A 16,742-nucleotide genomic window follows, 5' to 3' on the forward strand; every position below is an offset into this window, starting at 1 on the left:
ATGTATGTAAACCACCCGTTTCTCAGGGGGAGTTGGAAGCAGCCGTGACCACCTGGACCGACCGCGCCGCCAGCCGGCCGATCACGCTCAGCGCAGCGAGCGGTATCGACCGCGCCGCGCACCACCGCTTGGACGAGGCGTGGCTGGCCGCGGCGTGGAGCCACCCGACGACGCGCGTCTTCGTGGTCTCCGGCGGCCAGGCCCTGGTCGACGACACCCCGGACGGGCGTACCGAGCTCGTCATGACCCCGTCCTTCGACGCCCCGCCCACCGAGACGCACCGCTACTTCCTGGGCACCGACCAGGAGGGTGTGCGCTATTTCGCACTCCAGAAGGACGTCCTGCCGGGGCGGATGGACCAGTCGGCGCGCCCCGCGGGGCTGCGCGAGGCGGGCGCACTGCTGTCCGAGCGGGACGCGGGGCTGCTGGTGCACGCGGTCGCGCTGGAGAACTGGCAGCGGCTGCACCGCTTCTGTTCACGCTGCGGTGAGCGCACCGTGATCGCGGCGGCGGGCCATATCCGCCGCTGTCCGGCGTGTGGGGCCGAGCACTACCCGCGGACCGACCCGGCCGTGATCATGCTGGTGACGGACGAGCTGGACCGGGCGCTGCTGGGGCGGCAGGTGCACTGGCCGGAAGGGCGCTTCTCGACGCTGGCGGGCTTCGTGGAGCCGGGCGAGTCGATCGAGCAGGCCGTGGTCCGCGAGGTGACGGAGGAGGCGGGCGTCAGGGTCGGCGAGGTCGAGTACGTGGCCAGCCAGCCGTGGCCGTTCCCGTCCAGCCTGATGCTCGGCTTCATGGCGCGCGCCACATCCTCCCTGATCCAGGTGGACGGGGAGGAGATCCACGAGGCGCGCTGGTTCTCCCGGGACGATCTGCGGGCCGCGATCGAGTCCGGGGAGGTGCTGCCTCCGTCCGGTATCTCGATCGCTGCCCGGCTGATCGAGCTCTGGTACGGCGAGCCGCTGCCGCGGGGGTGAGTCGGGCCCTGGGGGTGAGTCGCGCCCTGGGGTAGCCGGGTCCTGAGGCGACCCGGACCCGGAGTGACTCGGGCCCGGAGTGACCCGGGCCTGGGGGTAACTCCCGCCCCGGGGGTGACTCAGCCCCCGACCTTCGCCTTGACCTGGGCGAGGGAGGGGTTGGTCAACGTCGAGCCATCGGGGAAGAGGACAGTCGGCACGGTCTGTGCAGGGGTGGGAAGAGCGTGAGCGAGAAGCCCAGGGCTCTTGGCATGGTCCGTCTGTCCGTCGGTAACGAAAACCAGACCGGCGAGGAAACGCAGCGCACGCGGATCAGCAAACGGGCGGACGCCGAAGAGATGGAGCTGGTCGACTTCGCCGTAGACATCGACGTGTCGGCGTCGATCTCACCATGGATGCGCCCGTCCCTGGGGGACTGGCTCAACAACAAGAGAGACCAGTTCGACCACATCATCATCCTGAAGATCGACCGCATCGCCCGATCGGTCCGCCATCTCTCGGACATCATCGAGTGGTGCGAAGCGAACGGTAAGGGCCTGATCTCCTGCGAGGAGGGATTCGACCTCTCGAAGCCGTGGGGCAAGACGATCGCCAAGATCCTTGCTGTGGTCGCCGAGGCGGAGCTGGACGCCATCAAAGCCCGTAACAAGGCTTCTCGGGAGACCATGCGGAGGACGGGGCGCTGGCCGGGCGGCTTTGTCCCGTTCGGGCGCAGAGCGGTGAAGGGCGAAGAAGGGTGCACCCTGGAGCTCGATCCGGAGTACGGACCGAGGCTGATCGAGATGATCCGGCGATTCATCGCCAAGCCGAGCTTCTCAGCTGTAGCTGACTGGCCGAACGAGCAAGGCGTGCCCACGGCTCAGGACATCGCTCGCATCCGTGCCGCGGCGGGGGAGAGCACTACGCGGCTGGCCGCCCCGAAGCCCCGAGGAAGCCGGTGGATGGCAACCACTGTCCAAGCTGTGCTGACGAGCCGGTCGCTGCTCGGTGAGTACGTACGAGCCAACGGCACCGTGGTCCGCAATGACCTTTCCTATTGAGGCAAGAACCCGTCTCGGATGCCCTCGACGAGAGCGCGCATGTCATCGCCGTAGAGCGCCACGTCGGCGAAGCGCTGGAAGGTGTCGACGTACGTCTGAACGTCCCTGGGATCGCGTGTCGTGATCTCCGAGTGGAACGTCTCGACGATCACGAGCCGGTCATCGTGGACGCTGAAGCACGTCATGGGGAAGTCCGGCATCCGACCGGCCAGAGGCACCACCCCAACAGTCACGTAGGGGAGCCTGGACAGGGACACGAGCCGATCGAGCTGGATTGCCATGACGGCCGGCTCACAGATCAGCCACCTTAGTGGTCGGCTCTGGAAATCCTTCGGGGGTTGATCAGGCTGCCAGGGCGACGGAGGATTCTTCTTGTCGGTCGGCGGGTGTGTGTCGGTCGAGCCGGGCCAGCAGATCGTCCACGTCGGAGGTGGTGAACTTCCACTGGAACGGCTGTGCCGTGGCGTTGTAGCGGTCTTCGAATGCTCGGAGCCGGTCCCCGACTTGGGTCAGGTCGGGGAAGTCGTTGGGTTGGACGACCTTGCGCTGGACGACGGAGAAGTAGATCTCCACCTGGTTCAACCAGGAGGCGTGGACGGGGGTGTGGATCATCGCCGCGTTCGGGAACCTGCTGGCCAGGCGGTCGATAGCCCGCTGGCCGCGGTGGGAGGAGCCGTTGTCGACGACCCAGAAGGCGCGTTTCGCGCTGGCGTGGGGCTCCTGGGTCATGACCTGCTCGACCAGGGCCATGAACGGCATGATGCCGGTCTTGGGCTCGCAGCGGCCGAAGACCTTCGCGCGGTGGATGTCGTAGGCGGCCAGGTAGGCCAGCGCGCCGCCGCGGCCGTACTCGTGGTTGACGCGCATCGCCCGGGCCCGGCCCGGGGCCAGGGTCAGATGGCAGTGCAGCCGGCCTGGATTGAGGTCTTCTCGTCGCTGGAGAGGACGTACTCGTCCTCGCCCAGCGGGACGCCCTCGAACGTGCGGGCGTACAGGTCCAGGACGCGCTGGGCCTTGGCGCGGAAGTTGGGGTCGCGGATGAAGATCCAGGACCGCTACTGCCAGGGCTTGAGCGCGTCCTCGCGCAACCAGCGGCGCACCGTGGACGCGGAGACGCTGTCGGTGATCCCGCGCGCGATCAGTTCGGCGGCCAGCTCCGGGCAGGACCAGCGCGACAGCGGTACGCCGGTCTCGGCGGGGAGTTGGCAGGCCAGCGCCTTGGCCTCGGCGACCTGCACGGGGGTGAAACACGCGGGGCGCCCGGAGCGTTTGCGGTCGGCCAAGGCCGGCAGCCCGCCGTCGGCGAACCGGCCGCGCCAGGCACGAACCGTATCCAGGTGCAGGCCCGTCTCGCGGGCGATCCGCGCGTTGGAGCGCCCCCGGCGCCGCGTGCAGGACGACCTGCGCGCGCATCCGCAGCCGGTGCTCGGTCTTGTGGCCGTAGGCCATCTTCTTCAACCGCTCGCGCTCGGCAGCGGTCGGGAATATTGGGCGGGCCGGGGCAACGGGCATGGCAGGCGGGCCGACCGGGAGAAGTGGATCACGATGGGCCGCAGCCTGCCGCATCCTCTGCCACTCGCGGTTGACCCACGCTGCGGAGAAGGGCGCTTCCACGCCGGTGCCGATGAAGCTGTCCGGGCGTACGTCGGTTCGCAGCCTCGCGAAGTACGCGCGGGTGTCCGATGAAGGTCTCCTGAACTCCCAGGCCGACACCAATCCCGCCGCGTGTCGCCATCGCCGGCGGTCGGGCGAATTGTCTGTGGCCGGAGAGGAAGATGATGAGTATAGAGCCGTCCATCCCGTTGTGCGAAGCGGCATTTCATGGCCTGTCCCAGGGGTCGGTACGGTCGGATTCATGGAGTGGAATTTTCAGACGGCCGAAGAACTTGCGGCTGCCTTGCGTGCCGGTGAAGTGACCTCGGCGGAACTGACCGACGAGGCGATCGCCCGTATCGAGCTGGACGACAAGGCGATCAACGCGATCTGTGTGCCGGACTTCGACCGTGCACGGGCCGCCGCGCGCGGTGCCGACCAGGCGCGTGCCCGCGGTGAGGACCGGCCGCTGCTCGGCATTCCGGTGACGGTCAAAGAGTCCTACAACGTCGCCGGGCTGCCCACGACCTGGGGCATGCCGCTACACCGGAACTACATGCCGGCCGAGGACGCGGTGCAGGTGTCGCGGCTCAAGGCCGCAGGCGCGGTGGTGCTCGGTAAGACCAATGTGCCCTTGGGGCTGCAAGATATGCAGAGCTTCAACGAGATCTACGGCACCACCAACAACCCGTGGGATCACGGTCGCACTCCGGGTGGATCCTCCGGCGGATCAGCGGCGGCCCTGGCGTCCGGATTCGGCGCGCTGTCCATCGGCTCCGACATCGCCGGTTCGTTGCGTACCCCCGCACATTTCTGCGGTGTCTACGCACACAAGCCGACGCTCGGGCTGGCGGCGATCCGCGGCATGGTCCCGCCGTCTGCGCCGGCATTGCCGGCCGATGCTGACCTCGCCGTCGTCGGTCCGATGGCGCGCACCGCCCGCGACCTCACGCTCCTGCTCGACGTCATGGCCGGACCGGACCCGCTGACGCTCGGCGTGGCGTACGAGTTGACCCTGCCGCCCGCACGCCACCAGCGGCTGAGCGACTTCCGGGTCCTGGTCCTCGACGAGCATCCGTTCATTCCGACCGGGGCCGCTGTGCGGGCGGGCGTGAACCGGGTGGCCGACGCGCTTATCGACGGCGGCGCCCGCGTCGAACGGCACAGTCCGCTGCTGCCCGATCTGACCGAAGCCGCGGTGCTCTACACGCAGTTCCTGTTTTCGGGCTCCGTTGCACGTTTTCCCGTCGAAGCGTACGAGCAGCTGCAGGCCCGCGCCGCCGGACTGAGCGCAGACGACCAGAGTCTGGATGCTGCGCGGCTGCGCGGCATGGTGTTCAGCCACCGCGACTGGATCGAGGCGAACAGCTTTCGCGAGCTCCACCGCCACTGCTGGCGGCAGTTCTTCGCCGAGTTCGACGCCGTGGTGTGTCCCATCACGCCCACCCCCGCGTTCCCGCACGACCACAACCCCGACCTGATGAAACGCCGGATCGACATCGACGGCGTCGAGTACCCGTACTTCGACCAACTCGTCTGGGCCGGTCTGGCCACCATGCCCGGCCTACCCGCCACCGCCATACCAACGGGCCCGTCCCCCGAGGGCCTGCCGGTGGGAGTGCAGCTCATCGGTCCGATGTTCGAGGACCGCACCCCGCTGCGGCTGGCCGAACTGCTCGAGCAGAAGATCGGCGGCTTCCAGGCCCCGAAGTAGGGCGTACTACCGGGTGTCCGTCGAGGACGAGGCGCGGACCAAACGAGATCCTCCGAATGCGCGCGGCCGCTGCCCGGAACGCGAATGTCACTCGCCTCCCGCAACACGACAGAAGGTCGTCGGACCATGCTGACACAACACGCGACAGTGAAGTCGATCACAGATGCCCCGACCTTATCGCCACACAAGCAGCAACCAGCATCACGAACGCCGCACCCGCAGTCGACCACCTCAAACGCAACACGAACCCAACCGCACACGGCGACTGCGGAGACAAGGCACAGATCCGGCGGGATGGCCGCCATGCCCACGACGCCGGAGTAGACCCAACTGTCATTCGCCCAGCGGCTGACCGAACACGCCCGCACCGCCTGACCACAACTGACGGACCTGCACATCCGCCACCGAGGGCAGTTCGCCTACGTGGAAGGCGAAACTGCCCGACGGCGAACGGGTCAAACTGATGCGCCTGCGCTACAGCGGCACCGCCAGCCGATGGGGCTTCGCCCTCTACTACGCCAGCAGCGACCGCTACGAGGACGCCCTGCTACCCACCGGCGCCTTCGCCGGCACCCCCGAAGACGCACTCGACTGCGCCTGCCACCGCCACCTCGCCGGACCCGAACTCTGACCAAGCAACAGACACACCAGCGACTCCGGACTCAACCCCCGAAGAACCTCCGGAGCCGACCACTTAGGACGTGCTCACAGATCACGAAGTGGAATGACCGGCCGTCTTCGTAGAGCGTCGCCTGCCGCTCCATTCTCGCCGCCACTGTCCGGGCCCTGGTCTCGTCCGGGAGCGCGGGCGGCAGTGAGAACACTGACGAGGCGTACTCCGGTGTCTGGAGGAGTCCGGGGATGAGTTGCCCCTGGAACAGCGAAACCAGCGGGTTCGCGGAATCTGAACGCTGGTGTGTGCCGAACCTGCGGGTGGCGGTGGCTCCGCGAGGGGAAAGGCGCTCGGGTTCAGCCCGATGAGGGATGCATGAGTGCCTGTTTTTCGAAGCCCTGGCAAGTCTAAGCTCGGCGGATGACCTTGGAATGGGAACAGGTAGTTGGCTCAGGTACAAGCCCTTGACGTAGGCGAGTTCGCTGAGTGCGTCGCCGATTCTGCTGATCCTGTCTAGGTCGCGTGGCATGACGGGCACTTTACGGTGGATCACCCCCGGTGAATGCCTGTCTCGCAAACAAGCAATGCCCCGCCTATGCGCCATGGGGGAGCAACGCACAGACGGGGCAGCCGACACGCTGAGCCTTGATTCGCCGTCTCTCAGCGAGCCGGGGTCATTCGTCCCGCGATACACGGGCATGGTCCGTGACGACACGGCGGAAGAGGGCATGACCAGTCCGACCGGTATGGCGAAGGCACCAGTCCTGTGCGTCTTCCTGCTCACCCTGGGGGCCGGATGTCTCCTGGCACTCGCCCGGCTTCGACATGCAGAAGGCTTCGAAGATCCACCCGCCTTCGGGCACATGCCGAATGGTGTGCTGGACGAACCGGAGAACCGCGCGGCTCATTCGACTGCCTCAGCGGACGTTGCCGGGTCTTCGTCGTCATCCTCGCTGGTGTCCGGCGCGGGCAGGCGGAGCCCTCGACTCTCAGCGATTCGCAGCGCGTCAGTCAGGCACTCCGACAGGCGCACAGCCGTGTACCTGACCTCAGCGTTGGGAGTCATGGGGTCTTCCAGCGCCTTGCGGGCTTGCTTGAGAACGTCCTCACCCACGGCAAGCTGCACGGCCTCAAAATCGTCAGCGAGCCGAGACAGGAAGCCGCCTTCGTCGCTAGTGCTCAACAAGCACCGCTTGCCGTCCTCAGTCACCCAGGGCAGCAACCGGAGCGTGTGTCCCGTTGACACGTCGGCAAGGTGCTGCCGTCGCTGCCGGTCGCCTTCCGTTCTCTGCATTGCTTCGGCCCCCTTCGCCGTCGGTCAGTAAGGGGGACCGTATAAGCGGATAGGACGTCAATCTACGTGTGCGGAGCGGTAGTTCAGCGAACCAGCGTGCCGAACTACCACGCTCCGCAGTAGTTACCCGGCAAGCCCAAGATGAGCTGCCATGCTGCGCATCTCTTGCGTCAGCGTCCGCTTACGGGTCTTGAGGATGTCCCCCATCACGCGTCGCGCCATGGGCTGATGCGTCAGCCACACATCGGCCGTCTCGCGAAGGTTGATCAGCTCATCCATGGCGTCCTGATGAGACCCAAGCACGACGTGAGCGCGGGCAACGTCCAGTCGGTGACGGCCCCAATTGTTGGTGCTCAAGCGCCCGAAATTCTTCACCGCTTTGGGGCTCAGGGGGCCTTCATCGGCTCGACGGAGAACACCGCGCGCGTCACCCACAAGGGAAAGGTCCTCAACGGCCTTTGCCTCAGCGGTCACAGGGCCGAATGCGCTCCAGTGTGACGGGAAGTCCGTGTGTTCCCGCTCCAGCGCTCCCCCGGCGGTCGCCGCCATTCGTCGGGCGTGCTTTGCCACATCCGGCCGGTTGTTCCTCCGTGCAGCAGCGGCAACCCTGAGCCACAACTCACCCCAGACAGCAAGCTGTGCGGGGCTCGCCTGAGACATGCGCGGTTCGATCTCCGCTGCCGTCTGCGCTGCAAGCTGTTCGCTTTCGTCGAATCGGTCCTGCCGCAGCAAAAGCCAGCCCAGTCCCACAACTCCCGTTGCAACCAACTGAGTTTGAACAGTCTCACGGGCAAGCCGGATTGCCTCAGCCAGCGCGAAGTAAGCCATGTCGTACTGCCGTACCTGAGTGAGGTACTTGCCCGTGAGCAGCAGCGCGTGAGCGCGGGCAATCATGGCGTGTTGCTGCTCTTCGCCTTCAAGAATGGCTACGGCGGCTTCAGAGGAACGCAGCAGGCCGGGCAGCTTCCGCGCTACGGACGTGTACCGGTCAGCCTGGTAGAGCGCGTGGCCGTCTTGTACGCCCTGCCGGATGATGGACAGTCCCCCAGCCTCACCAGGCTCCGACAGGGGCGCAGAGAGCCCCACAGGGGGCATGAGAGCGCGCCTCAGCTCTGCCAGATAGCGCCGGTTGGCCTCATCCTCCGTGCCGACCACGGACCTAGGCGCTTCGCTTGCGAACAAGTCGGAAGTGGACACCCCCAGTGCGCGGGCAAGCGCGGCAAGAGTGTCCATGCTGACGTGCCCGCCTTGCTCTGCCTTGCGGACCGTGCTGAGCGAGAGATCAGCCGCTTCCGCCAACCCCTCTTGGCTCAGTCCGGCCGTGCGCCGGTACTTCTTGACGTTTTCCGCCAGGCCTGTGGACATCGGCACCACCTCACGGTCAAGGGTACGCACTCGCCGTAGCTGAGCAACGCCGATAGGTCAAGCGAGAGTTTCCGAGATCATCTGACAGCGAGTCAGATACTGAAGGGGTGCGTGCCGTTCCGCTTCTCCAGGGTTGTGGGAGCAAATCCCGCAACGTCCCGGGCCCACAAGTACTCCGACACGGTTTCCAGGTAGAAGCCCTGCTCATCGACGGCATGGGTCTGTGCAGCGGCACGCCGCTGGAGCACCTGGACATCGGCCAGGCCACTGTCCTCAGCCTCGCCGGAGCCGCGTGCATCGCCGTCCTCCGGCTGACCGGTAACTCTCACCTCCTCACTTGCGCTGATCCCCGCACCAAGACCACAGAGGAACCCGCGTGAACTCCATTTCTGAGAACGGCTGTGCTGGCTTCGATGGCCTTGATGGTGTTCTGGTGCTTCCACGGACCCATGCGGCGCAGGAGGCGCCACGCTGTGGCCTCCGTGACCTCGGCTCGCGCAGTCGCGAGGAACTGTTCCTTCACTGCCTCCGAGACGCCGAACGCGGACAGGATGAGGTCGACGTCCTGAACGGTGGGCAGGGTCCGGCGGTTCTCGATCTTCGAGAGCTTCCCTGCGGACATGGAAGCCCTGCGGGCCACCGCGTCACCGGTCAGTCCCGATGCCTCCCGCAGCGCCCGAAGGGCTCTCCCGATCGACTCCGTGGTCAGTGGTGCCGCTCCCAGTAGTCGCGAACGGCAGGGCATTGGTGAGCGCCACGTCGCGGTAACCGTAGTACTCCGCGAGCCGGTCGGAGGGCAGGAGCTCGCCACCGACGAACTTGCCCTCGGGGGTGTAGTGCATCCGGTACACGTCGCGATCATCGAAGAGCCAGAGGTCGTGATCAGGAGGCCGGTCACTTCCTGCTCGGCAACGTCGATGATCCCGATGGACTCCCCGGCTTTGATGTTGCCGGGGTAGGCCGACAACTCGAAACACAGGTAGTCGGTCAAGGGAGAGCGCAGGACGTGAACGCGGGACACGTTCTTGCCCTTGTCGGTCATCGAGCGCACCCATGGGTTGTCGTGCCACTCCGGGCCCATGTCCTCGCCGGCGAGGAAGCGCGCGATTTCCTCCCGCTCCTCTTCCACGTCGTACTCGTCGAGCGTTTCCAGCCGGAACGCGGTCCGCTCGAAGGTCTCGAAGAGACAGCCGAACTCCTCACCTGCGAGCACTGAAGTACTCCTCCAGCACCGCGGCCGGGACCATGACGGCCGCCTCGCCCTCGGGGAGGTCGAGCTGTGCCAGCCGCTCAGGGTCGGTGATCACGTATCCCTGCACGACGTAGTCCTTACTGTCCTCGGTACCCCACAGCGTGGGGCACGTGCCGTTCTTGCACTCCGGGTCTCCCGACAGCTTCCGCAGCGGTGCGCCCACGGCTTCCCCCTCACGTCGACAGTCTTTGTCGCGTTCGATGCTTCCGACCCGCGGACAGCAAGGTCAAGATCGCCGGCTTTCCAGAACAGGAAAGAAGTACGCAGGGCACACAAAACCCCCGATCAGCCATTGAGGTCGTCGGGGGTCGTGTAGCGCGAGGGTCAGGCGCTGAGGGCCTGCTTCACCTGGGCAAGGCTCGGGTTCGTCATGACGACCTCAGAGCCGCCCTGGGCGGGAACTACCAGAACCGTCGGCACCGTCTGATTCCCGCCGTTCGCCTTCTCGACGAAGGCCGCGGACTCCGGGTCCTGCTCGATGTTGATCTCGGTGTACGCGATTCCCTCGCGGTCCATCTGGCCCTTGAGGCGGCGGCAGTATCCGCACCAGGTGGTGCTGTACATCGTCACAGTGCCGGACATGGGTCTTCGCTCTCCTGGAGGCTCGGTGGGGTGGGCAGAGGGAGAACGCTTACCCCCCTCGGGTCATTCCCGGCGGGCTGAGCGGGATTCGTACGACCGGGCGGGCACGGCTGTGGACAACCGGCACGGGGGTCTCAGGGGACCTGGCAGCATGGCGGGGTGACAGCAGCAACGTCCTCCCCTCTGTTCCCGCAAGGCTCCACGCCGGGTGGGTACGCGGCCACGCCGCGTGATGCCGACGCGGTGCTCGAGGGGCTCGACCCCGAGCAGCGCGAGGTGGCGACGGCCCTGCACGGCGCGGTGTGCGTGCTGGCCGGGGCCGGCACCGGCAAGACGCGCGCGATCACCCACCGGATCGCCTACGGAGTGCGCGCGGGGATACTCCAGCCGGCCAGTGTGCTCGCCGTCACCTTTACCAACCGCGCGGCGGGCGAGATGCGCGGCCGGCTGCGGCAGCTCGGCGCGGGCGGGGTGCAGGCGCGCACCTTCCACTCGGCGGCCCTGCGCCAGCTGCAGTACTTCTGGCCCAAGGCGGTCGGGGGGGAGGTTCCGCGGCTGGTCGAGCGGAAGGTGCAGCTGGTCGCCGAGGCCGCCGCGCGCTGCCGGATCCGGCTGGACCGCAATGAGCTGCGGGATGTGACCGGCGAGATCGAATGGTCGAAGGTCACCCAGACCGTGCCCGAGGACTATCCGGCCGTGGCCGCCAAGTCCGGCCGGGAGGCCCCCCGCGACCCCGCCGAGATCGGCCGGATCTATGCCACCTATGAGCAGCTGAAGCGCGACCGGGGCGTGATCGACTTCGAGGACGTCCTGCTGCTGACGGTCGGGGTGCTCCAGGAGCGGCAGGACATCGCCGACCAGGTGCGCCGTCAGTACCAGCACTTCGTGGTCGACGAGTACCAGGACGTCAGCCCTCTTCAGCAGCGGCTGCTGGACCTGTGGCTCGGCGACCGGGAGAGCCTGTGCGTGGTCGGTGACGCCAGCCAGACCATCTACTCCTTCACCGGCGCCACCCCCGACCATCTGCTGAACTTCCGCGCCCGCCACCCCCGGGCCACGGTGGTCAAGCTGATCCGTGACTACCGCTCCACCCCGCAGGTCGTCCATCTGGCCAACGGTCTGCTCTCCCAGGCCCGCGGCCGGGCCGCCGAACACCGGTTGGAGCTGGTCTCGCAGCGGGAGGCGGGCCCCGACCCGGTCTATGCCGCTTATCCGGACGAGCCGGCCGAGGCCGAGGCCACGGCCCACCGGATCCGTGAGCTGATCACCCCGGTCGAGCGGGGCGGCGGTGGCGTCCCGGCGAGCCAGATCGCGGTCCTCTACCGGGTCAACGCCCAGTCGGAGCTCTATGAGCAGGCGCTGGCCGATGCCCAGGTGCCCTATCAGCTGCGCGGCGCCGAGCGGTTCTTCGAGCGGCCCGAGGTGCGCGAGGCGGGGCTGCTGCTGCGGGGCGCGGCCCGCGCGGGAAGCGCCGATCCGGAGCTGGCGGACGAGGACGTTCCGTCCCAGGTGCGGGCCGTGCTGTCCACCCGTGGCTGGACGGCCGAGCCCCTGGCGGGGTCCGGCGCGGTGCGTGACCGCTGGGAGTCCCTGGCCGCCCTGGTGCGGCTCGCCGAGGACTTCGTCCGGGCCCGGCCCGGGGCCACCCTGTCCGATCTGGTGGCGGAGCTCGACGAGCGGGCGGCGGCGCAGCACGCCCCGACCGTCGAGGGTGTGACGCTCGCCTCACTGCACGCGGCCAAGGGGCTGGAGTGGGACGCGGTCTTTCTGGTGGGTCTCACCGAGGGCATGGTGCCGATCACCTACGCCAAGACCGATGAGCAGATCGAGGAGGAGCGCCGGCTGCTCTATGTGGGGGTCACCCGGGCCCGCCGCCATCTGAGCCTGTCCTGGGCGCTCTCGCGCGCCCCGGGGGGCCGCGCCTCCCGTCGCCCCACCCGCTTTCTGAACGGGCTGCGGCCCGGCTCCGCGGCCCTGGGCGCCCGCCCGGCGGGCGGGGGCGGCGGGATCGAGCGCGGCGCCGCCGGCGGCACGGGCGGCGGCGCGGTGCGCAAGCGGCGCGGCCCGGTCCACTGCCGGGTCTGCGGGAGAACGCTGACCGACGCGGGCGAGATGAAGCTGATGCGCTGTGAGGACTGCCCGTCCGAGCTGGACGAGGCGCTGTACGAGCGGCTGCGCGACTGGCGGGCGGAGCAGGCGGGGCTGTTGGGGCAGCCGGCCTTTTGTGTCTTCACCGACAAGACACTGCTCGCGATCGCCGAGGCCGTTCCGGGAACCGAATCGGAGCTCTCCGGCATCTCTGGTGTCGGAAGACGGAAACTCGACAGGTTCGGCGCGGATGTTCTCGCGCTGTGCGCGGGCCGGGAACTGCCCTTGGCGCGCGACGGCGAGGGGGCCGACGAGGCCGGGGGCAGCCAATCGGGTGACCCTCGGCAGAACTCGACGGAAAAATAGTTTGCGCGCGTGGAGGGCGTACCCATAGCCTTCCGAGCACGGAGACAGCGGCCCTTCCGGGATCCGAGGAATCCGTGTTGTACTTGAACACCCGGGCTGGTTCCGACCAGTCCCCTGAGACGCCGAGAGGAGGCGAAGACCAAATGATCAGCTTCATGAACACCATCAAAATGACCGATCGATCGGTCGTCGCCACCTGCCTGCTCGGCTCCGCCCTTCCTGGCACCGGTATGCCCGGCGCCAATGAAGCGCGCCTCAGTGAGCGACCGATTCAGGCACCTGCGGTAGCGGCAGCGGCACGGGCGATTGCCTATGCCTTTGCGGCCGATGGTGCCGGAACCCGGATGACGCAGCAGCACCACAAGACGTGGGCCCTCCGCAGGCTCGAACCCTGGAGTTATCCAGCCTGATCCAGCATCAGGTCGGCACCTTCCAGGGCCGCGGAACCCACACCGGGATCCGCGGCCCTTTTGATTTGCCAGAGCCCGGCCACCAGCCGGACCGAGAGACGAGGAACACACCACCGTGCAACTCAACGCGCACGCCCCGTCCGTAGCAACCGACCTGAACCGCCCGCCTGACGCCTCGGAGGACTCCTTGACCCCGCTCACCGCCCTCACCGAACTTGATGAGGCCATCGAGAACCTGGGCGTCGCCGTCCCGTGCCGCTCGTACGACCCGGAGGTCTTCTTCGCCGAGTCCCCGGCCGACGTCGAGTACGCGAAGTCGCTGTGTCAGACCTGTCCGCTGCGTGAGGCATGCCTCGCCGGGGCCAAGGACCGCCGTGAGCCCTGGGGCGTCTGGGGCGGCGAGCTCTTTGTCCAGGGCGTGGTGGTGGCCCGCAAGCGGCCGCGTGGCCGTCCGCGCAAGAACCCGGTCGCGGCATGAGCACCCTCGGCACTATCGATCGCCCAGCGACGCACGACCCCATGAAGCAGGTCCCGACGATGACCCCACTCTCCGACAGCCCCGCACGCCATACCTCCGGTGCGCCCGAGTCGCGCCAGAACAGGAACCGTGAAATGCAACTCATCCCAGAAGCCCTGGCCCGTGCGCATATGCACGACCGGCTGCACGAGGCAGAGTCCGAACGCAGGGCCGTCCGGCTCGCCGCCGCCCGCCGTATGCAGCGCCGTGCGGAGCGTGCCTCGCTCCGCGCCCGCCGCGCTCTGGCCATGGCGGTCATGCAGTGACGCTCTGACGAACAGTGCGAACGAAGCCGAAGGGCCGGTCCGAATCGGACCGGCCCTTCGGCTTCGCACTGTTCGTCAGGCGGAGGTCTCTGCCGCCTGCTCCTCGGGCTCCGGGTCCGCGGCGAAGCCGGTCACCCACGCCTCGAGTTCACCCCGCAGCCGCACCGTCGCGCCCAACTGGCACAGCACCCCGATCGTGCTCAGGGTCACCCGGTGAATCAGCAGATAGGCGGGCGGCAGATTGAGCTGATTGCCCAGCTCATAGACGGGCGAACGGCGGTCGGCCACCCGCGCCGCCTGGCGCCGTATCCACTCCCGGTCGAAGTGGAATGCCTCGACCTGGGCCGGTTCGAGCATCGGCAGCAGAAAGTCCAGCAGATCGTCCGGGTCGATCTCGATCGTCGGCTTGACGAACCCCTCCCCGCGCATCAGCTCATAGACCCCCTTGGCATCGCCCTCCAGCGCCATCCGCAGCGCGCGGCCGATGGGCTCCGGAAGCCCCTCCGGAAGCCGGCTCACCGAGCCGAAGTCCAGCACGCCCAGCTTCCACCGCTCCGGCGGCCCGTCCGGATCGTCCCCGGTCAGCAGCCGGAAGTTGCCCGGATGCGGATCGGCGTGCAGCAGCCCGGTGCGGGACGCCCCCGAGAAGAGAAAGCGGGCCAGCAACTGGCCTGCCCGGTCCCGCTCGTCGGGCCGGCCCTCCGCTATCACCTCGGAGAGCGGGATCCCCTCCATCCATTCGGTGATCAGCACCTGGTCGCTCTGGTGCACCACCTCCGGCACCACGATCTCGGCGTCGTGCGCGTACTCCTCCGCATGGGCGCGCTGGGACCGCGCCTCCAGCTCGTAGTCCAGCTCCTCGGCGACCCGGTCGCGCAACTCCGCGATCAGCGGCTTGATGTCCAGGCCCGGCACCAGCGGCCCCAGCACCCGGGCGAACCGGCTCAGCTGGGTGAGGTCGGACAGCAGCGCCTCACCCGCCCCCGGGTACTGCAGCTTGACCGCCACCTCGCGCCCGTCATGCCAGACCGCGCGGTGCACCTGCCCGATCGAGGCGGCCGCCGCCGGCTTGTCCTCGAAGTTCTGGAAGAGCTCGGGCCAGTCCGGGCCGAGCCGCTCCGCCAGCGCCGTGTGGACCGTGCGCGTGGGCATGGGAGGCGCCGCCTCTTGAAGCTTGGTCAGGGCAGCCCGATACGGCTTGGCTATCTCCTCGGGCAGTGCCGACTCGAAGACCGACATCGCCTGCCCGAGCTTCATGGCCCCGCCCTTGAGCTCCCCGAGGACCTTGAACATCTGCTCGGCGGTGCGCTGCTGCACCTCGCGCGCGACCCTCTCCGCCGGCCGCCCCCCTATCCGCTTCCCGAGCCCCCACGTGGCGCGCCCCGCGAATCCCAAGGGCAGCGCCGCCAGTTTGGCGGTACGGGTGATCGCCTTGCGCGGCAGATCGGACATGCGCCCCTCCAACTACAACTGAGCCATCCCGGGAGGTGGCCCCCGGGCCCCCGTCGCCCCATCCGCGGACGTCGGTCACCCGGACATTGTCGCGTGTGGTGCCTCTATGGCCGAGGCATATACCGCATCCTCCTCCCCGGCCGCTCCGCAGCCGCAGCCGGGATGCGCTTCGACGGGCCGCGCCTCCCAGAGCAGGGCGGGAAGAGCGAGCTCCCACCGGGCTCCGGCGGCCGGGGAGGGCCGGCCGTCGAGGAACGCCAGCGCCTGAACCGCGGTGAGCCCCGCCACCACCATGGCCAGCGCCGTGTCACAGGCAGGGGCGGCCCGGCGGCGGCCGGACCGCCACTGCGCGAGCATTCTCGGCCATTCCGGCTCCCGCTCGGCCCGACCCGCGGCGGCACAGCCCGCACATGGGGTGATGCCCGGCACCACCAGTGGCCCCACCACCCCCGTGGCCTCGATGACCCCCGCGTACAGATGGGGTGTCCCGGAGGCGAGCAGCGGCTCGGCGGTCACCGGATCCGGTGCGTACGCGGCGAGGCCGTCACGCGGGGTGATCACCGCCAGCGCCAGCCCCGGCTCGCCACAGGACGCGGGCTCCCGCGCCGCCCGGCGCGGCAGCGGGCCGGGCGCGGTCTGCCGCACCAGACGGCGCGCGGCCAGGTCTCGCCGCTCTCCGATCCGCTCGGCGGGCAGCCCGCCGGGAGCCACATCCCAGGGCTCGACACAGCCCCCGTCGACCACATCGACCTGCCCGACGCCCGAGGCCGAGAGCGCGGCGGCGACCGCCGCCCCGACCCGCCCCGCGCCGCGCACCTGCACCCGCATCGCGCGTCGCGCGGCGAGCAGCCGCGCCGCGGCCCCCGGCTCCGGGTGCAGCACCGACAGCGACGCCGCGTCCGGCCGCAGCCGGTCCAGGGCGGCCGCGGGCTCCCCGCCGTCCCTCGGCTCGTCCAGCAGCCCGGCCGCCATCAGCCGGTCCATCAGTGCGTCGGCCCGCCCTTCCGGCAGGCCGATGGCCCGGGCCTCCTGCCGCAGCAGCGGCAGGCCGCGGGTGCCGTCCAGCAGCTCCAGAAAGCTGCCCGTCGCCGTGTCCACCGGGCCCATCACCACCGCATGCGCCCGGGCCACCCCGAACTGCACCGTGTCCCGGCTCCGCCAGCCGCGCCGCAGCGCGGGCTTGAGCATGGGATGCATCGCCGCCCCCCCG

At 68.7% G+C, this 16,742-nt stretch carries 20 protein-coding genes and 3 pseudogenes; 8 read left to right on the forward strand and 15 right to left on the reverse strand.

Going from position 1 to position 16,742, the window contains the following annotated elements:
- The first annotated feature begins 44 nt into the window (after window positions 1-44).
- Entirely contained in the window at window positions 45-980 is a 936-nt protein-coding gene (nudC, locus tag ABZS71_RS00515) for an NAD(+) diphosphatase (protein ID WP_355858489.1), read from the forward strand.
- Between the two features lie 119 nt (window positions 981-1,099).
- Here the strand turns inward: nudC and ABZS71_RS00520 are convergent.
- Window positions 1,100-1,186 (reverse strand): annotated as a pseudogene (locus ABZS71_RS00520) (NrdH-redoxin); the annotation flags it as partial.
- 18 nt (window positions 1,187-1,204) lie between these two features.
- Between ABZS71_RS00520 and ABZS71_RS00525 the strand changes: the two are divergent.
- Window positions 1,205-2,020, forward strand: a complete 816-nt coding sequence (locus ABZS71_RS00525) for a recombinase family protein (protein ID WP_356206277.1) — start codon at window positions 1,205-1,207, stop codon at window positions 2,018-2,020.
- Here the strand turns inward: ABZS71_RS00525 and ABZS71_RS00530 are convergent.
- The 4 genes and pseudogenes from ABZS71_RS00530 to ABZS71_RS00545 form a co-directional block, all read right to left on the reverse strand.
- Entirely contained in the window at window positions 2,014-2,436 is a 423-nt protein-coding gene (locus ABZS71_RS00530; RefSeq protein ID WP_356206835.1) for a Scr1 family TA system antitoxin-like transcriptional regulator, read from the reverse strand. The genes ABZS71_RS00525 and ABZS71_RS00530 overlap by 7 nt on opposite strands.
- A complete protein-coding gene (locus ABZS71_RS00535) occupies window positions 2,363-2,887 on the reverse strand; it encodes a transposase (protein ID WP_356206280.1) in 525 nt (174 codons plus the stop codon). The genes ABZS71_RS00530 and ABZS71_RS00535 overlap by 74 nt, the downstream gene beginning before the upstream one ends.
- Window positions 2,888-3,075: 188 nt before the next feature.
- Complete coding sequence (locus ABZS71_RS00540) at window positions 3,076-3,303, reverse strand: helix-turn-helix domain-containing protein (protein WP_356206282.1); 228 nt, start codon at window positions 3,301-3,303, stop codon at window positions 3,076-3,078.
- 27 nt (window positions 3,304-3,330) lie between these two features.
- Window positions 3,331-3,381: pseudogene (locus tag ABZS71_RS00545) on the reverse strand (hypothetical protein); the annotation flags it as partial.
- Window positions 3,382-3,875: 494 nt separating this feature from the next.
- Between ABZS71_RS00545 and ABZS71_RS00550 the strand changes: the two are divergent.
- Window positions 3,876-5,327: an amidase gene (locus tag ABZS71_RS00550; protein ID WP_356206285.1), complete on the forward strand. Its 1,452-nt coding sequence runs from the start codon at window positions 3,876-3,878 to the stop codon at window positions 5,325-5,327.
- A gap of 463 nt (window positions 5,328-5,790) precedes the next feature.
- Window positions 5,791-5,958: a hypothetical protein gene (locus tag ABZS71_RS00555; protein WP_356206287.1), complete on the forward strand. Its 168-nt coding sequence runs from the start codon at window positions 5,791-5,793 to the stop codon at window positions 5,956-5,958.
- A 31-nt stretch (window positions 5,959-5,989) separates the two neighbouring features.
- Here ABZS71_RS00555 and ABZS71_RS00560 read toward each other — a convergent pair whose 3' ends face one another.
- The 8 genes and pseudogenes from ABZS71_RS00560 to ABZS71_RS00595 form a co-directional block, all read right to left on the reverse strand.
- Window positions 5,990-6,469, reverse strand: coding sequence for a Scr1 family TA system antitoxin-like transcriptional regulator (locus ABZS71_RS00560; protein WP_356206290.1), 480 nt, complete (start codon window positions 6,467-6,469; stop codon window positions 5,990-5,992).
- A 375-nt stretch (window positions 6,470-6,844) separates the two neighbouring features.
- On the reverse strand, window positions 6,845-7,234 hold the full coding sequence (locus ABZS71_RS00565) for a hypothetical protein (protein ID WP_356206292.1): 390 nt from the start codon (window positions 7,232-7,234) through the stop codon (window positions 6,845-6,847).
- Between the two features lie 123 nt (window positions 7,235-7,357).
- Window positions 7,358-8,599, reverse strand: a complete 1,242-nt coding sequence (locus ABZS71_RS00570; protein ID WP_356206295.1) for a helix-turn-helix transcriptional regulator — start codon at window positions 8,597-8,599, stop codon at window positions 7,358-7,360.
- 92 nt (window positions 8,600-8,691) lie between these two features.
- Window positions 8,692-8,928, reverse strand: coding sequence for a hypothetical protein (locus tag ABZS71_RS00575; protein WP_356206298.1), 237 nt, complete (start codon window positions 8,926-8,928; stop codon window positions 8,692-8,694).
- Window positions 8,925-9,344, reverse strand: coding sequence for a helix-turn-helix transcriptional regulator (locus tag ABZS71_RS00580; RefSeq protein ID WP_356206301.1), 420 nt, complete (start codon window positions 9,342-9,344; stop codon window positions 8,925-8,927). Before ABZS71_RS00580 ends, ABZS71_RS00575 begins: the two co-directional genes overlap by 4 nt.
- Window positions 9,244-9,812: pseudogene (locus ABZS71_RS00585) on the reverse strand (DUF6879 family protein). Before ABZS71_RS00585 ends, ABZS71_RS00580 begins: the two are co-directional and overlap by 101 nt.
- The gene (locus ABZS71_RS00590) at window positions 9,799-10,014 is read right to left on the reverse strand and encodes a hypothetical protein (RefSeq protein WP_356206304.1); all 216 of its coding nucleotides are present in this window, start codon (window positions 10,012-10,014) and stop codon (window positions 9,799-9,801) included. The pseudogene ABZS71_RS00585 and the gene ABZS71_RS00590 overlap by 14 nt, the downstream one beginning before the upstream one ends.
- Window positions 10,015-10,175: 161 nt before the next feature.
- A complete protein-coding gene (locus ABZS71_RS00595; protein ID WP_356206306.1) occupies window positions 10,176-10,433 on the reverse strand; it encodes a mycoredoxin in 258 nt (85 codons plus the stop codon).
- A 159-nt stretch (window positions 10,434-10,592) separates the two neighbouring features.
- On the opposite strand from ABZS71_RS00595, the gene ABZS71_RS00600 reads away from it, so the two are divergent.
- The 4 genes from ABZS71_RS00600 (at window position 10,593) to ABZS71_RS00615 (ending at window position 14,080) form a co-directional block, all read left to right on the forward strand.
- Window positions 10,593-12,887, forward strand: coding sequence for an ATP-dependent DNA helicase UvrD2 (locus ABZS71_RS00600; protein ID WP_356206309.1), 2,295 nt, complete (start codon window positions 10,593-10,595; stop codon window positions 12,885-12,887).
- 143 nt (window positions 12,888-13,030) lie between these two features.
- A complete protein-coding gene (locus tag ABZS71_RS00605) occupies window positions 13,031-13,297 on the forward strand; it encodes a hypothetical protein (RefSeq protein ID WP_356206311.1) in 267 nt (88 codons plus the stop codon).
- 115 nt (window positions 13,298-13,412) lie between these two features.
- A complete protein-coding gene (locus ABZS71_RS00610; protein ID WP_355851373.1) occupies window positions 13,413-13,775 on the forward strand; it encodes a WhiB family transcriptional regulator in 363 nt (120 codons plus the stop codon).
- On the forward strand, window positions 13,772-14,080 hold the full coding sequence (locus ABZS71_RS00615) for a hypothetical protein (RefSeq protein WP_355851376.1): 309 nt from the start codon (window positions 13,772-13,774) through the stop codon (window positions 14,078-14,080). The genes ABZS71_RS00610 and ABZS71_RS00615 overlap by 4 nt, the downstream gene beginning before the upstream one ends.
- A 75-nt stretch (window positions 14,081-14,155) precedes the next feature.
- Here the strand turns inward: ABZS71_RS00615 and ABZS71_RS00620 are convergent, their stop codons facing one another.
- Together ABZS71_RS00620 and ABZS71_RS00625 are read right to left on the reverse strand one after the other, a co-directional pair.
- Window positions 14,156-15,532, reverse strand: a complete 1,377-nt coding sequence (locus tag ABZS71_RS00620) for an AarF/ABC1/UbiB kinase family protein (protein ID WP_355851378.1) — start codon at window positions 15,530-15,532, stop codon at window positions 14,156-14,158.
- Between the two features lie 75 nt (window positions 15,533-15,607).
- Window positions 15,608-16,729, reverse strand: coding sequence for a ThiF family adenylyltransferase (locus ABZS71_RS00625; RefSeq protein ID WP_356206313.1), 1,122 nt, complete (start codon window positions 16,727-16,729; stop codon window positions 15,608-15,610).
- Window positions 16,730-16,742: the final 13 nt, after the last annotated feature.

The sequence above is a fragment of the Streptomyces sp. NPDC005393 genome, from assembly GCF_040606675.1.
GTDB lineage: Bacteria > Actinomycetota > Actinomycetes > Streptomycetales > Streptomycetaceae > Streptomyces.

Excerpts from the sequence above, each read along its gene's own strand:
- ABZS71_RS00535 (WP_356206280.1), bottom strand. The coding sequence starts at position 2,887 with ATGCGCGTCAACCACGAGTACGGCCGCGGCGGCGCGCTGGCCTACCTG.
- ABZS71_RS00550 (WP_356206285.1), top strand. The coding sequence starts at position 3,876 with ATGGAGTGGAATTTTCAGACGGCCGAAGAACTTGCGGCTGCCTTGCGT.
- ABZS71_RS00555 (WP_356206287.1), top strand. The coding sequence starts at position 5,791 with ATGCGCCTGCGCTACAGCGGCACCGCCAGCCGATGGGGCTTCGCCCTC.
- ABZS71_RS00560 (WP_356206290.1), bottom strand. The coding sequence starts at position 6,469 with ATGCCACGCGACCTAGACAGGATCAGCAGAATCGGCGACGCACTCAGC.
- ABZS71_RS00565 (WP_356206292.1), bottom strand. The coding sequence starts at position 7,234 with ATGCAGAGAACGGAAGGCGACCGGCAGCGACGGCAGCACCTTGCCGAC.
- ABZS71_RS00570 (WP_356206295.1), bottom strand. The coding sequence starts at position 8,599 with ATGTCCACAGGCCTGGCGGAAAACGTCAAGAAGTACCGGCGCACGGCC.
- ABZS71_RS00580 (WP_356206301.1), bottom strand. The coding sequence starts at position 9,344 with ATGCCCTGCCGTTCGCGACTACTGGGAGCGGCACCACTGACCACGGAG.
- ABZS71_RS00595 (WP_356206306.1), bottom strand. The coding sequence starts at position 10,433 with ATGTCCGGCACTGTGACGATGTACAGCACCACCTGGTGCGGATACTGC.
- ABZS71_RS00605 (WP_356206311.1), top strand. The coding sequence starts at position 13,031 with ATGATCAGCTTCATGAACACCATCAAAATGACCGATCGATCGGTCGTC.
- ABZS71_RS00615 (WP_355851376.1), top strand. The coding sequence starts at position 13,772 with ATGAGCACCCTCGGCACTATCGATCGCCCAGCGACGCACGACCCCATG.
- ABZS71_RS00620 (WP_355851378.1), bottom strand. The coding sequence starts at position 15,532 with ATGTCCGATCTGCCGCGCAAGGCGATCACCCGTACCGCCAAACTGGCG.
- ABZS71_RS00625 (WP_356206313.1), bottom strand. The coding sequence starts at position 16,729 with ATGCATCCCATGCTCAAGCCCGCGCTGCGGCGCGGCTGGCGGAGCCGG.